The sequence below is a fragment of the Bradyrhizobium pachyrhizi genome (assembly GCF_001189245.1).
GTDB classification, from domain to species: Bacteria; Pseudomonadota; Alphaproteobacteria; order Rhizobiales; family Xanthobacteraceae; genus Bradyrhizobium; species Bradyrhizobium pachyrhizi.
In genome coordinates, this window is record NZ_LFIQ01000094.1 from 44,474 (window position 1) to 58,556 (window position 14,083).

General features: G+C 57.5%; 11 protein-coding genes and 1 pseudogene. 6 read left to right on the plus strand and 6 right to left on the minus strand.

The features are described from left to right. The first annotated feature begins 277 nt into the window (after positions 1–277). A complete protein-coding gene (locus AKL29_RS23805; RefSeq protein WP_050385830.1) occupies positions 278–1,207 on the plus strand; it encodes a TIR domain-containing protein in 930 nt (309 codons plus the stop codon). On the opposite strand, the gene AKL29_RS41005 is transcribed toward AKL29_RS23805, so the two are convergent. Genes AKL29_RS41005 through AKL29_RS23815 form a run of 3 tightly spaced genes read right to left on the minus strand, consistent with a single transcriptional unit; the run spans position 1,185 to position 4,938 of the window. Then, positions 1,185–1,700 carry a Mov34/MPN/PAD-1 family protein gene (locus AKL29_RS41005; RefSeq protein ID WP_082190675.1) on the minus strand — a complete coding sequence of 172 codons (516 nt, stop codon included), beginning with the start codon at positions 1,698–1,700 and terminating at the stop codon, positions 1,185–1,187. The genes AKL29_RS23805 and AKL29_RS41005 overlap by 23 nt on opposite strands. Next, positions 1,697–3,388 carry a ThiF family adenylyltransferase gene (locus AKL29_RS23810; protein ID WP_050385831.1) on the minus strand — a complete coding sequence of 564 codons (1,692 nt, stop codon included), beginning with the start codon at positions 3,386–3,388 and terminating at the stop codon, positions 1,697–1,699. The genes AKL29_RS41005 and AKL29_RS23810 overlap by 4 nt, the downstream gene beginning before the upstream one ends. Then, a complete protein-coding gene (locus tag AKL29_RS23815) occupies positions 3,385–4,938 on the minus strand; it encodes a nucleotidyl cyclase domain-containing protein (protein ID WP_050385832.1) in 1,554 nt (517 codons plus the stop codon). Before AKL29_RS23815 ends, AKL29_RS23810 begins: the two co-directional genes overlap by 4 nt. Positions 4,939–5,473: 535 nt before the next feature. Between AKL29_RS23815 and AKL29_RS23820 the strand changes: the two genes are divergently transcribed. Next, on the plus strand, positions 5,474–6,505 hold the full coding sequence (locus tag AKL29_RS23820; RefSeq protein WP_050385833.1) for a hypothetical protein: 1,032 nt from the start codon (positions 5,474–5,476) through the stop codon (positions 6,503–6,505). A gap of 210 nt (positions 6,506–6,715) precedes the next feature. After that, entirely contained in the window at positions 6,716–6,991 is a 276-nt protein-coding gene (locus tag AKL29_RS23825) for a hypothetical protein (RefSeq protein WP_347336992.1), read from the plus strand. 537 nt (positions 6,992–7,528) lie between these two features. Here the strand turns inward: AKL29_RS23825 and AKL29_RS23830 are convergent. Beyond that, positions 7,529–8,599, minus strand: a complete 1,071-nt coding sequence (locus tag AKL29_RS23830) for a PD-(D/E)XK nuclease family protein (RefSeq protein WP_050385835.1) — start codon at positions 8,597–8,599, stop codon at positions 7,529–7,531. A gap of 184 nt (positions 8,600–8,783) precedes the next feature. Continuing rightward, entirely contained in the window at positions 8,784–9,371 is a 588-nt protein-coding gene (locus AKL29_RS23835) for a hypothetical protein (protein WP_050385836.1), read from the minus strand. A gap of 324 nt (positions 9,372–9,695) precedes the next feature. On the opposite strand from AKL29_RS23835, the gene AKL29_RS23840 reads away from it, so the two are divergent. The 3 genes from AKL29_RS23840 to AKL29_RS23850 all read left to right on the plus strand — a co-directional run bounded on the left by AKL29_RS23840 (position 9,696) and on the right by AKL29_RS23850 (position 13,382). Then, on the plus strand, positions 9,696–11,591 hold the full coding sequence (locus tag AKL29_RS23840) for a ParB/RepB/Spo0J family partition protein (protein ID WP_050385837.1): 1,896 nt from the start codon (positions 9,696–9,698) through the stop codon (positions 11,589–11,591). A 280-nt stretch (positions 11,592–11,871) separates the two neighbouring features. Next, a complete protein-coding gene (locus tag AKL29_RS23845) occupies positions 11,872–12,120 on the plus strand; it encodes a hypothetical protein (RefSeq protein WP_050385838.1) in 249 nt (82 codons plus the stop codon). 47 nt (positions 12,121–12,167) lie between these two features. After that, positions 12,168–13,382: a mannitol dehydrogenase family protein gene (locus AKL29_RS23850; RefSeq protein WP_050385839.1), complete on the plus strand. Its 1,215-nt coding sequence runs from the start codon at positions 12,168–12,170 to the stop codon at positions 13,380–13,382. A gap of 115 nt (positions 13,383–13,497) precedes the next feature. On the opposite strand, the pseudogene AKL29_RS43720 reads toward AKL29_RS23850, so the two are convergent. Next, positions 13,498–14,083, minus strand: a pseudogene (locus AKL29_RS43720) (hypothetical protein); the annotation flags it as partial.

Consider the following 14,083-nt stretch of genomic DNA (forward strand, 5'->3'; position numbering starts at 1 on the left):
CATTGAGTGCCTTGGGGGAAACCCCAGGTGCAGAACTGCTCAAAGTCGGGGAAACCTTAACTGGCAATCCCGAGCCAAGCCCTCGCCAGGGGGAAGGTGTAGAGACTAGACGGGCAGCACCTACAGCGGAATCGCCAGGGTGAAGGGATAGTCCAGACCACGAACGCCAGATTGGCGGCGGCGAAAGCCGAAGTGGTACGAAAATCCGTAGGGCCGCAAGGCCCGTGCCGGTTCGAGTCCGGCCGCCCGCACCAAAACATAAGCTGAGGCTCGCCGCATGAAGGAACGATTTGAAGGAGAACAGAATCGGGCGCAACTCATTGCGGCGCTAAGACGTCAAGAAATTACCGACAACAATGAGGCGCTTGCCACTGCCCTGGCCGAAGTCGGCCAACTGGAGGAGTTTGCGGCCAATGCAAACCTCATCGTCCAAGGTCAAGCGGAGTCCGAGGTATTCCTTCTGCTGACCGGAGTCGTGGCCATTATGGTTCACGGAGCCGAAGTTGCGACACGCAAGGCTGGCCAGCACATCGGAGAGATGTCAGCCATCGACAGCTCACTCCCGCGTGCAGCAACGGTTACGGCGAGGCAAACAGTCGTCGCGTTGAAGGTTTCTAGCAACGACTTCATGCGGATCGGCGACCAGTTCAGCCAAATCTATAAGCCCATAGCCCAAGAGCTCGCCCGCCGCCTGTATCAGCGGAATGAATCCATCTTCGTGCCGAACGAAACGCCGAAAGTGTTCATTATCTCGTCGTCAGAGTCGCTGCGCATTGCTCATGCGGTGCGCGACGGGTTAGGCAGTGAGGTCTACGTGAAGGTTTGGGATCACGGTGTGTTCTTCGCGGGAGGCTACCCTCTCGAAGAGCTTGAACGCGAGGTTGCCGAATCCGACTTCGCTATAGCCATAGCCGAGCCCGATGACATCACTGTATCGCGGTCAAAGGCGGCTTTGACCGTTCGCGATAACGTGCTTTTTGAACTTGGAATGTTCATGGGACAGCTCTCCAGGCACAGATCAATCCTCATTCACCCAAAGGTAAAAGACCTGAAGCTGCCGAGCGACCTGCAGGGTTTAACCCTGATCTCCTATGAAAGCGGAGATGCAGATAGTCTGGCCACCCGAATCCAACCCGTCTGTGAGACGCTTTTGGAACTGATGCGAATCCGCGGCGTGCATACTTTCAGGCCTGGAAAAACCGCGTAACCCAGGCCAGCCATCCGTCTTGGCGCGGAAGCCCCTCCACTTCGACATCGATAGCGATTGCAGTTCCATTTGCCTGGAACACAGTAGCCGACATCTGAAGTGTCGACCACCGCTGCAATCTCGCGATGATGAGCACAGCAAAGCTCATTCCGACCCTTGGGTCTCGAACGATATCAAACATCGTTGTAACGTCTTCCCCACTGGGGGTAGGCGTAAAAAGAGGATGCGAATGCCATTCTCCAAGGTAATTGCACATACGGGGATCCTTCCCCGTTCTACTCAGGTAATTTGCAACAAAAGCACGCCCCTGTACGTCATCGCGGTTGAAATGTGCAACGTTTCCGCCATTCCTTTGTACTGATAGCTCGACGAGGCGAAATATCTCGCCCTCGATATGCTCACCAACAAGCACCCCGCCAATTTCTCGCCTGCCCGCGCTCCGCAATTCACGCTTAACTCGCTGAATCAATTCAGAAGGGATGAACAGCTTCATTTCTTTACGAATAATCCGATCAACGTTTTTAGCTCTTCCCGCCTTTCGTCGTCGGACAGCGTGTCCTCGAGCTGATCTGGCTCCGGCTCGCCCAATTCGATCGGCCTCGTATCGAACGGCTGCGTGAAAACCGAGCCTGGGGCAAGACCAATCGCATAAGCCGAGTGAGGGAAGAGCGAGGGATTACGCTCAATGAGCGTATCAATGGCCAGACGAGCAGTCGGCGCCGCAATTGCAGAAACGTCAGCATCGTCGGCGATCATAGGCGCTGCAGGGCTACCAGCACCATAGCCTCTCGTTGTTCGGACCGGAGGGGCTCCTTGCTCATGAAACCAGTTTTCGATCGATCGGCGCGCCAGTTGTGGGTTGGGCTCAATACCTGGTCGGCTTCTTGCGATTAACCCACCTATGCCACCTCCGAAAACCTCTGCCCAAAGCACGGACTTCTTCGCGCTGCTCGCCACGGCAGCTATGAGATTAAAGGCATCCGGATTTGCGGTCGCATCGATGATGAGGTCGCATTCGGTCAGCATGTTCAAAGCGGTTTCAGCACTTCCGCTTGATTCCTGTCCGGTCAACTGAAGTTGACGCGTGCGGACCTTGGTAGCAGGATTCACAAACTCCAAGCGACGTGCAAGGGCTTGACCCTTGTGCGAACCAACATCGCGCCAATCAAGGTCGTGGCGAACAAGATTGTCCGGCAGCAATATGTCATCGTCAAACAATACGAAACGACCGACACCGGCCCGCGCAAGCATGGTGCCAATTTTGCTGCCAAGCGACCCGCATCCAACCAATGCAACGCTTTTTGACTTGAGAGCGTCGTGATCTTGGCTTAAACGCCGATCCTCTGGTTGAGCTGGGACGATACCCATTTGCTTTACGCCGGAGCCATCGGACTGCAGCCAATATGCGTGCGTCTTGCTGCCCCTCAACAGGACCACGTAAAACGCTTCAGCTGGAATCCCGAGACTGGCACATCGGGCCATGAACTCCTCAACTTCAAGCGACGGCAACTTGGTCTCCTTGGAGAGCCGAACCATCGCAAAAGGGATCTCAGACACCTCAAACGCCAAATGCTCGGGGTAGCTTGCATCCTGCCAAACAGCACCATCCGGCTGCGTAATCTTGTAGAAGGAATAGATCGCGCCCGGATATCGCCACCCCACTGCGAAGGTGCCGCTTAGCGCCACGCCCTCGGGAACATCAGCGAGGAAATCAGCCGTATTTCTCGTTATCAAGACACGTTGCCACTCGCCGCGAAGTGACTGCCCGAGCGAGGTTTTGTGGCGCGAAGCGACAGTGGCGCTTTGATCTGGTGCCGGATATTCGCCGCTAAGCAGCCGGTAGGTGCTTTCGAGTACGTCAACACCGGTGAGATCAGACGTCCAGGTATCGGGTCCATACTCCAGACACAGCTCGCCGCCCGCGCCGAATTGATGGCCGGACCAGCGAGAACTGCCATCCCGAGGAAAAACGGAGGGCGGAGTGTGGGGAAAATGGGCGGGATATTGCAGATACGCCTCATACGTATTGGTCCCCACCGCGATATCTACATCGTAGATGATCCGCAGCTCGGAGTCAGTGCGCATGCCGACGATCGTGCACCAGTCTGCGCGACGTTCAAGCGCAGCCAAGCCTTCACGCTCTGCTTTATAGCGTGCGAGTTCGGCAAAATACCACGTCACGCAAAACCGCCGGGCTTAGCGGGTCCGGTCGGACGATTGGGAAATGCGAATGGCTGTGCTGCCGCCGACGCGGGCTGCAGCAGCGACGCAGAAAGCGCCCTCGCCATCTTCGCCGCCTTGTCACCCTTGTCGGACATCTCATTGACCGCCGTGTCATAGTCAAGCTTTGACCTCTTGCGGCCTTCGCCAAATAGCTTCTTCACTGCATCCGAGGCCTTGCTGTAGGCGGTACCTCCAATCGCAGTTTCAGTACCCGCGCAGCGGGCCTGCTCTCCTTCAGCCGACAACACGCCGCGACTGACCGAGCAGCGAATGAGCTCGCCCTTCATGCCGAGCCGTGTGGCGTTCATTGGCCCGAAATCAAACCCAATGGCCAATCCCAGGCCGGTTGCGTCGGTGCCCTTGTCCTTGAGACGCTTCAAAGCCAGATCGAAGCTACTGCGCATCGCGGCCGCGCAAAGCGTCATGTTGCTGATCGTTTCCTCAGCGTCAGTGGTTTGCGAGGTACCCTCGACAAGCAAGCCGTGAACGCAGTCCCCAATGAAGCGAACTTTGCGCCCCTTGAAGTCTTCGTGCAACACCGCATCCAGCTCGGCTCGCAAGACGTGCAGCGTGCGTACCACGTGCTTCGCCTTGTCATCGGTCGTAATATTGGCTCCCACATACTTCGTAAAACCATCCAAATCGGCATACACGCTGGTCGCGTCTTGCCGGCGCGAGTTCGCCGCCGACAAACTTTCGAAATCCAGAGTGGCGTACGGCGGTGTATGACCTGAGAAGTTGAACGTACCGATGGGCAGGTTCTTCAAATCTTCCTGCCATTCCTTGACGATCTCGTCGGAAGTCACCTCAAGCTTTGCTTCGCCCTGGCTCTTCGCAATTTCAGTGGCTGTCAACGAAGTGCCGTTCTCCGACGCCACCTCGTTAAGGCCAATCGCCTTACGGGCCTTGTTGGTTAGGAAAATGCCCATTGCTGATCCTCCACCCGCGCGTTTCGCGGCGTGGTTGGCAGGCTCACCCAGGAACAGCGGTTCGCGATGTCCTCGTCGGCCATTGTTGACCGCGAGTGCCTCGCCTGTATCAATGCCAGCACGCACCAAGGCCGCAGGATGGTCCGCATCCTCCCCCGTCCTCGCGAGCACATCGATAATCAGTTGGGCGATAGCGATGGCGCGATGAACCCGCTTGGCTTCGTCGTCATACGGCTTAGTAACAACCGAATGCAGGCGCTGATTGTGAAAATCGACACGGACTGCATCCACACGCTGTAGAATCCGATGCACCGCTCTGTAGTGCAAATTCAGAAAGCGCAGAGTGCGCTTGTGGCAGGTCTCCCCCTCAGCGTCGGTAACCGCAAGCATGTCCTTGAGATTCAAGATGTCCGCATACAGATGCACGCCATCAACGCGGTAAGCCACGTTATTCGCGAGCCCGCTCAGACTTGTGTCGCGCACGTACTTCTTGATCTCGATATCCTTGGTCGGCAGCTGATCGGCCTTCGTGTCGATCCTCTTCTGAGCCCGATCTTTGTTCCAGTTGCGCCCTGCCATTTCAGGTCTCCTTTTTCAAAAAACTCACTACCTGGACAAATCACGCCTGCAATCTCAGATAGTGACCTTCACCGGCCTTCCGACCCGCTCCGCAATGGCGATCCTCAGCCTTGAAGATCGTCGCAGGACTGCTACCGAATCATGGACTCCAAACCTATCGTTTAGAACAAATGAGGAACCCAGGCAAGCCGGCCGAATAATTCTCAACCCTTTTACATACCCCGACGCAGAAACTTCGATAGTAATATCAAGTTCTTCTTCCAAAACTGAATCTTGTTGAAAAGCTGTGCAACTGGCTCGCTCCATCGAGGGTGATCATCCCGCGAAGGCGGACCGGGTCGCCCTATGCCAGCTAAGATCGACTCCTGAATCTCGTAAACGCGCTGATGGGGCAAAACGAGTTTCTATGACGCGTCCTACGGGTCGAAATTCCGACCCTACCGAAGGTTGTCCAAGTCGGCGCCGCCTAATCATGCGGCGCCCGGCGCAGGCCCTGGTTGCTGCAGCCGCCCCCAAAAGCTAAGCTGAACGCTACATGGAATTTGGCAAAACAGGATCAATTGCGGACATACCGTTCCTCGCGAAGACAGATCTTCGCGGCCGATTTCTCGCCAGCACTCTTTTCTATGACGGCAACGAGTGGCAAATGTGGATGCCGATCGAGCCGCCTGAGCGCCTCGTTAAGATTCGCGCGTGGCCCGCAGAGTCGTTCTATTTTTCAACGAGCCCAGAAAGCGAGAATGACCTTTGCAGCGAGTTTCTTAACTTCATCGCTCAAGTGGCCAATCTCCAGTCGGTTCAGCGGCCGTTTTCTGCCATCCAGGACGACATATTCAATCTTTCGGCGTCCCTGGCGAAGCTTCCAATCCTCCACTCATCGACTCAATCCCCTGGCACTACGCGCCTGGCCGCCACCGAGGTTGAGTATATTCTCTTCATCTGCCGAAGCGTCTTTGATCTCTTGCAGGAGGTAATAAAAAGGCTCTGGGACACAGTTCATCTCACTGACCCTGCCATTAAGAAGAAGGAGCTCAAGAAAAGCTTCGCCGACATGATCTTGCACGCGAAGGTACCGCGCACCGCCGAGCAGATGGCAGACCGGTTCAACCTCCCGATGCCTCTGGCGGAGTGCTACGAACGCCACACTCCCATGTTTCTGAAGATACGTCAGTTCAGGGACGATCTGGTCCACAGGGGGCATCGCCTCCAGACCATCTTCAGCGGCGAAAACGAATTTCTTATCACCAAGCGCCTTGGCTCGTTTCGCGACATCAATATCTGGCGAGACGACGAGATAATCACGAACGGCCTCGCGCCGCTTGCACCGGTCCTGAACCTAATAATCAACGGGACACTCACCGCTTGCGAGGACTTCGCCCTTACTTTAGGCCCAACAATCAAGTGGCACGAGCCGACCGTTCCAAACATGAAGTTATATATGCGCGGGTACTACAATGAATCCCTCAAGCGGGCCTTCGCCGACGCCGCTTCGCGCCTGTCAGAAGGTCGCTCCCTCGTTGCTAGCATTCGCCATAGCGCCCTGAGCTTCCTCCGCGTTAAATCCTGAAAGCGCGTCAGCCGCCTCCCTCCTCAGGTGCTGGTCACTAAAACTCATTCTGGCGCGGTTGGATTGCGTCTCGGGCCTACTTTCGGGCTGGAGACCTTGATGCGCGACCGGTAATATAAGGCGGCCCGAGGAACCCAGCCACGACCAACGCGTCCCTCCCGTCCGGGGTCGTTACACGGCATCGAGTGGGCCCTACACTGACGCCACCGCTTGCCGGCAACGACCGGCATCAGACCGTTTTTGTCTCCCGGTACGTCTGCCGCTTGCGGCAACACCAACCTGGAGAATGCAATGCCTACGAAACCGAAAGCCAAGAAGCCGAGCCATGAGGCGTTCGTCGTCAACGGCGAAGGCGAATCCGCGTTCTGGACCAAGATCGGCGCGGCGTGGCCGCACGACGATGGTAAAGGGTTCAACGTAGAACTGATCGCCCTGCCCACTAGCGGACGATTGGTCATCCGCGAGCGGAAAGCAACGTCCGACTGAACGAGACTCAACATCCACGCTGATCTCCGGACGCCCGAGTAGCCTTGTGCGAGTCTTCCCAGAGCAGCGGCGAGGCACGCTGGCGCGATGAGGGACGCCAAGTCCAAACCTTGGAAATGGGCGAAGTCCGTTGAGAGCTGATGACCCGCAACGTGCAAGGACACTGCCCCTCATCGGAATCCGGTGCGAGGCAAATCTATCGGATTGTGGTAGTCAATCCGCGTCCCCTCGACGAGGTACAAAGCGCGATCGTTGCCGGTCAAAGGCAAAAGCGCTGAACCAAATGGTTCGGCGCTTTCGCTCTACAAAAGCATCTCGAGGATTAATCGCGACGCATCTGGCGATGCCATTGAACCGATCGTACAAGAACGACCGGTTGAGAACGGCCATTTTCTTATGCCCGAATATGATTCAGCCTTCGACTGTTGGGCACCTGGGCGCGTCAGAATCTGACCGGGCTCTACGCGCGAGCGCGCCGGGCCGAGCGTCCCGGCCTTCGGTCACGATCCCTCGCGCGCGAACTAAGGGGCGCTGCTTTCACGCATATACCTTCTGCAGAGACCGTACGAACTTAGTGACATTCGGACGCAGCTGATTAATCCACGCAATCATCGTGCTCGCGAACAGCTCGGGCTGCGCCAACGCGGAGTGCAGCGGCCTGAACGTAACCATGACCGAATATTCAGGAAATGAGAGGCAATGCCAGTCTCCGCCGAGGTCCTTTGACCTAGCCTCAAGAAGTTGCATCTCCTTCTTCGTTTCGACGCCGACGCCCAGGAAGACTGAATCTTCGTCCGGCAGTGAATCGATCGAAAAAGAGCGGCGCGGCTGCAGGCTGATGCCATAGGTGAAATACGCGCTTTTGAGCGGAGCGGCAGACAGATACTTCCATCCGTGTATGACGTTCCCCTCGGAATCAAAGTCCACGATGGCGTCATCTTTGATCGCACCGTTGCTGAACGGCTCGCCCAGCTCCGAGAGATGATCAAAGATCGTCTCAAACGTGTATGAAATGCGCGATCCCGACTTGACGTAGACAGTTGCGGCGGCAAAATCCTCAAATCGAGCGAATTCGGTCGTCATGTTCTGCTCCAGCAAAAAGAGATGGAACTCGCGCGCAATGGTACGGACGTCGAGAGGCAGCCGGCCATCTTTCGTGATCACCTGAAGCTCATCGGCAATCTCTGACCATCTGACTAGCTTGGGAATCGATCCATATAGATCGCAATTGTCTTCCGTAAACGTCTCGGGCGGTTTGGTGACATGCGTAAGCAGGCACAATACCGTGCACTTTCGGCCGGATAAGTCAGCCGCCTGCTTGAGCCAATTCCCATAAGTTCTGAGTTGGTCGATGTTGTTCGAGCGCTTCCCAATAGGCGCCCCCACCTTGTTCTCGATTACCAACGTGGGCTGACTGTCGAAAAGTATCACAATATCGAGACGCCCATTTGGTATCTCGTACTGTGTTTTCATATGGACGGCAGCCACCTCCGAAGTAAACGAGCGCCAATCAGCCGCGCAGACGGACGGCAGAAATATTTTCTGGATGAACGTGACCTTCGCTTCATGGGGAAGCCGATTGAAGAAGTCGGCGAGACACTCCGACAAATAGTCTTCAAGAGGCGTACGATTTGGCCGTTCGCGGTATCTGAAAAGTCGTCCGTACAATGATCGCATGCGGTTATATGAGGACGGAGGCCCGGATGCTCAGGAACGTTTCAGGTGCTCCGCCGAGTCTTGGCGGTGTCGGCGAAAACGCCTCGGGGACGTTGCCCTCGGGGCGTCTCTCGAATCATTCTTTAGCTGATGGTGCGATGACCTTCACGCCTTGGGAATATTCAGTACCCCACGAAGCTTGAGGTCCCAACGTCACCACGTAAATAGGAAACTTGACGCCACCGGTGAAGCTCCGCTTCACATTAATCTGCGAACCGCACTTGATGTTGGCATGGTCGTAGACCTCGGCGTACCGTTGCAGGCACGCCCTGAGATCCAGCAGCCTCAATGCATCTTGCCGCCGCGAGCATGCCTTGGCGTTCTTCGGATGAATGTTAATGGGGTCGAACGTCACGTCCCCTTCGGAGCCCCAGCCCTGGCTTTGGGAAGCCCCAAAGTTGATCCAGGAAAAGATGCCAAGATCCATTCCAGAACCGCCGTTGCCGCTTACCTTCTCCGAAAGAGAATAAGCAGCCTTCAGGCGGGCCGGAGCCACCTTCTGCTTCGAAATATACTTTGCAAAATTCCCGATCTCGCATTGGATGGCACGCTCGATTGCCCCAACGCTGATGTTGTTTACGTACTGAACTCCTTCCTGGGCTTTGCTGGTTGATGCCCAGCCAAATAGAGCAAGCGCGAATACTGCGGCAAATCTCTCTTTCATCAATGTCCCCAGAGGTTGCAAGGCGAGAAGTTAAATCACGGCAATTTAGACTTGTAAATACAGAGAGTTAGCGAACGCCTCCTTCCGTTTTCTGCTGTGTTCTCCTCGGATCGCTAAGGGGCGCTGCCCCTGGCGCCTGCAAGGGGACGCGTGAAGGACGCTCGGTCGCAGCCGTTTCCCCAGTCTTCCGCGCTGCGCTTGTGCAGACCGGGAGATCCCCCTCGGCTGCGGTCGCCCTTGCACTTGCCTCCCCGGTCTCGCCGACGGGCAGGGCTTCAGCGCGGCTTTTGCGCTGAAACCTGAAACCAAAGGAAGAGACCTAAGATGACCAAGCAAACCCAACCCAACAGCGGCAGCGAGATTTTCGTGCCGCTGAATATGCTGAAGAAGTCGCCCCGCAACGTGCGCAAGACCGAGCACACCCCGTCGGAAGTCGAAGGCTTGGCGGCCAGCATTGCAGCCAACGGCATGCTGCAAAACCTTGTTGTGGAGCCAGAGCGTGACGGCGAAGGTCGCGAGACCGGCCATTACTTCGTGACCATCGGCGAAGGCCGCAGGCTGGCGCAGTTGCTGCGGGCCAAGCGCAGGCAAATCAAGAAGACGGAGCTCATTCGTTGCGTGCTCGACACCGACCATGACGCCCATGAAATCAGCCTCGCCGAGAACGTCATCCGTTCGGCGATGCATCCCGCCGACGAGTTCGACGCGTTCGCGTTGCTGCATGACGAGAAGGGGATGGCGGCAGACGACATCGCAGCGCGGTTCGGCGTGTCGCCTGCGGTGGTGCGGCAGCGGCTCAAGCTGGCGGCGGTCAACCCTGTGTTGATGGCGGTTTACCGCGAAGGCGGCATGAGCCTTGAGCAGATGATGGCGTTCACCCTCACCGACGACCACGCGCGGCAGCTGGAGGTCTGGCAGGGGCTGGGCTGGGAGAAGGGGCCCGACGCCATCCGCCGTTCCTTGACCGAGGGCCAGGTCGCGGCCAGTGACCGGCGCGCACAGTTCGTGGGGGCCGAGGCTTATATCGAGGCCGGTGGCGCCATCACGCGAGACCTGTTCGACGACGAGAACGGTGGCTACTTCGCCGACCCGGCGCTGCTTGACCGGCTGGTGTTGGCCAAGCTCGAGCAGGAGGCGCAGGCGGTGCGCGCGGAAGGCTGGTCGTGGATGATGGTCACGCCCGAGTTCGACCTCCGCGCCTCGAGCGGCATGCGGCGGGTGCATCCGGCCGAACCGGAGTTGAGCGCTAAGGCCCAGCGGAAGCTGGAGAAGCTTGCTGCGGAATACGACGAGCTGGCCGCCGTCGCCGAGATTGAGACGATGACCGAGGCGATGCAGACTCGCATCGACCAGCTCGAAGCCGACATGGAGGCCTTGAAGGGCCAGCCGGTCTACGACCCGGCTGACATCGCGGCGGGTGGCGCGTTCGTGTCGCTCGGTTTTGACGGCGGCGTGCGGGTCGAGCGCGGCTTTATCCGCAAGGCCGATGAACAGTCTTCCGAGCGTCACGCCGAAGGCGACGCGGGGGAAGGGGCCGAGCGCGAGCTCTCCTCCGCCCTGTCCGAGAAGCTGGTGGCGCAACTGACCGCGCATCGGACGGCGGCGTTGCGGGAGGCGGTGGCAGGCCGTCCCGATGTGGCGTTCATCGCGGTGGCGCATGCGCTGGTCGCCTCCACGTTCTACTTCGGCAACCGCGTGTCGTGCCTCGATATGAGCGCCCGCACGGTCTACCTGTCGGGTCACGCGGCGGGCATCGACGAAAGCCCGCTCGGGCGTGCGTGCAGCGATCGGCAGGCCGAGCTCGCCAAGGCCTTGCCCGCCGACGTCCAAGACCTCTGGGAAGCCTTGCTGGGCTTCACGCAGGAGCAGTTGATGGCCCTGCTGGCGCATTGTGCGGCCCTTACGGTCGATGCGGTCGTTCGTCCGGGTGCCAGCTCACCTGCCGTCCAGAAACACGCCGAGGCGCTGGCTCAAGCGGTCTCGCTGGACATGGCGGCGCACTGGCAGCCCACTGCCGTAAACTTCCTTGGGCAGGTCACCAAGGCCGTCATCGTCGGGGCCGTGCGCGAAGGGGTGTCGGAGGAAGCCGCCGCGCAGCTGGCCGACTTGAAGAAGACCGCGATGGCGGAAGCCGCCGAGCGGTTGCTGGCCGACAAGCGCTGGCTGCCGCAGGTGCTGCGGATGCCGCAAGGCGCGTCGGACTCAGCGCTGGCGGCATAGTCGTCTATCAGCGAATGAGCCGGGCCGCGCAGGCGGCCCGGCTCTGTTCGATCAAAATTTTTGCTGCGCGCCCTGGACGCGCAGCCGGCTGTTGCCGAGCGGCCCGCGACGCTTTCAACCGGCTATCCACAGGCGCCAGAAAACTTCACGGAGCGGTAACCAAACGAAAGTGATTTTGGGTTGTATTTCCCCGTGGAATCCGCGAAAAACCCCTTATCTGGCCAAGGAGGCAGCTTCGGGGTATGATGATACCACATCATCAATGTAGGAACATCTGACCATGCGTGAATTTAGTACAGAGCCCCTGAGGCTTGGGGACACGAAAGTGGACCGGATTTCTCCGGAAAACTCCTTCACTCCCGAGCCGTGGATGATTTCCGCCTACTTCGACGACCCCATGCGCCTTGCCCCCGAATTAAAGCGCGAGCTGAAGCAGTATATCGCCCGGCACCCGCTGATAGCGAAGGCACGGAAACTAACAGAGAGCCGTCAACAAGCTCAGGATGAGCTTATCAAGCGGTTTGTCTAATCAACCACTGGCTGTTAAATGGCCCCTCTTCACGAGGGGCTTTTTTAATGAGGCATTTGCATTTCGGCGCGGGCAATTTTGGCCTGGGGTTTGTCGTTCCGTTGTTCGTGAAGGCTGGCGCAAAGACATTGGTTGTCAACCGCGCCTCCCCCAAGACCGGGGGCGACGCACCTTCGATGGGAAAGAATGAGCTCCTGCTGCGCGACCAAAGATACTTCCTCAAGTACCTCAACCTTTCTATCTCGCAAGACTCGCCCGATGCGGTCGAAGAAATACGCTTCGATCAATTCAGTGTTCTCGACGACGAAAGCGGATATCGAGACATAATCGACTTCGCCATCGATCGTGAACTGCTGACCATTACGACATCGATCAAGTCCCTTTCAAATGCGGCCGAAGTCATAGCGTGTATCAACGAAATCCTCATTCAACGAATGAAGGCCAAATCCCGCACCTTCCTCGTGGCAATGGAAAACGGCTTCAGCACGTCTGACCTCTTGGAAAAGTTGGACCAGCCCGTGCAAACTTCACGATATTGCGTTGCCGTCGAGTCCAGCGTCGACAGGATTTGCGCCAACATGACCCAGCATCAGCTTCATACCGGTGTCGCGGTTCTAGGTGTCGAGGTCGAAAAATACGCGCGGCTCGTCCTGCAGCAATCGAATGCCACAAAGGATCTTGCAAAATTCCTGGCGCCCCTCGGCGATACGCTCGTGTTCACGGATCGGCTCGCCGCATATACGATGGCCAAGATCAATGTCCTGAACGCAGGTCACTTGTTCATCGCATCCGACGCTCACTTTTACGGAATTGACCACGTAGATTTCTTCCTCGCAGAGCATGACGTCACTCGAGATACACCACCAGTCGAGGCCCGACGGTCATTTGCGTCCGGCATTCTCCATGAGCTCGTTGCCGGTACGCGTGCCGCAGCTCGCTACGAATATCCGAACGACATCGGTTTTCATGAGCTTATCGATGAACTGACAAACGATGATGCCGTCGAAGGCATCATCGCCAGATTCTCTGATGTGCACGACCCTGTTGCCCGAGTTATCGCGCGACTGAAGGCCCCGAGCACAGAGGATATTGAAACGATGAGCGACTTCCTGGGAAGCTTTTATAGAAAGGTAAGCAAGCCGGTCGAAGCCTTCGTCAAAAGCACCGGCTATGGTCCTCCTAGGATCACTCTTTCATTCTTGCGAATTGCCGCTCTCATCGCCAGGAGAGAGTACATCAACAAGGCCAAGACCCGTCACTGAGTGACGCCGCATACTACATCAGGTCGTTGTCAATCCGCCGAACTGAACGTCGGTTGCTGGGATTAGGAGCTGTGCATTCTAAACGGAGCTCCATCAGCCCTCGACAGGACCTTCGCTATTTCGACGGCTTGATGAAGAATGAGATGCAGCCCCCGTTGTCGTTGTAGAGCCATTGATACGCGCGCGGCAGGATGAGGACCGCGTCGTTCACGTAGAAGAACAGCTCGTCGGTTACCTTGGGCGTGACATACTCGGAAATCTTCTTCACGCGACGGTCCGGGTCAGGTTCGAGAAAGTCCACTTCGCTGCCAAGAGAGCCATAGCGCGCCACCGGCTGAAACCAGGGCTGGAAATAGTATCGCCGCAGCGGTGATGCGAGAATATGGACGACGGTCTCGGTCCAGGACAGCTGAGTGCCGCCGTCCGGATTATGGAAGGTCGAATATCCGCGCGCGTCCGTTTCGACACTGCCATTCATCATGAGCTCTTCCCCGGCGCCCGCGGCTAGTTTGCATGTGTCCTTGCTGGTCGAATACTTCTCATACTGACGGGCCAGCGTTGTCGGGTCCGGGTTGGTCCAAATGTAGTATCGCTCGAGGCGGCCAACCTTATAGCCCGTGGCAAAGCACGGGTCGGAGGTTTGAAAGGAGACCAGCGTTCCAGCGTCCGGGATGTACTCCAGCTTGTCCGTTCGCTTGCAA

Coding starts and splice junctions, on each gene's coding strand:
- AKL29_RS23805 (WP_050385830.1), top strand. CDS start 278: ATGAAGGAACGATTTGAAGGAGAACAGAATCGGGCGCAACTCATTGCG.
- AKL29_RS41005 (WP_082190675.1), bottom strand. CDS start 1,700: ATGAAGCTGTTCATCCCTTCTGAATTGATTCAGCGAGTTAAGCGTGAA.
- AKL29_RS23815 (WP_050385832.1), bottom strand. CDS start 4,938: ATGGCAGGGCGCAACTGGAACAAAGATCGGGCTCAGAAGAGGATCGAC.
- AKL29_RS23820 (WP_050385833.1), top strand. CDS start 5,474: ATGGAATTTGGCAAAACAGGATCAATTGCGGACATACCGTTCCTCGCG.
- AKL29_RS23835 (WP_050385836.1), bottom strand. CDS start 9,371: ATGAAAGAGAGATTTGCCGCAGTATTCGCGCTTGCTCTATTTGGCTGG.
- AKL29_RS23840 (WP_050385837.1), top strand. CDS start 9,696: ATGACCAAGCAAACCCAACCCAACAGCGGCAGCGAGATTTTCGTGCCG.
- AKL29_RS23845 (WP_050385838.1), top strand. CDS start 11,872: ATGCGTGAATTTAGTACAGAGCCCCTGAGGCTTGGGGACACGAAAGTG.
- AKL29_RS23850 (WP_050385839.1), top strand. CDS start 12,168: ATGAGGCATTTGCATTTCGGCGCGGGCAATTTTGGCCTGGGGTTTGTC.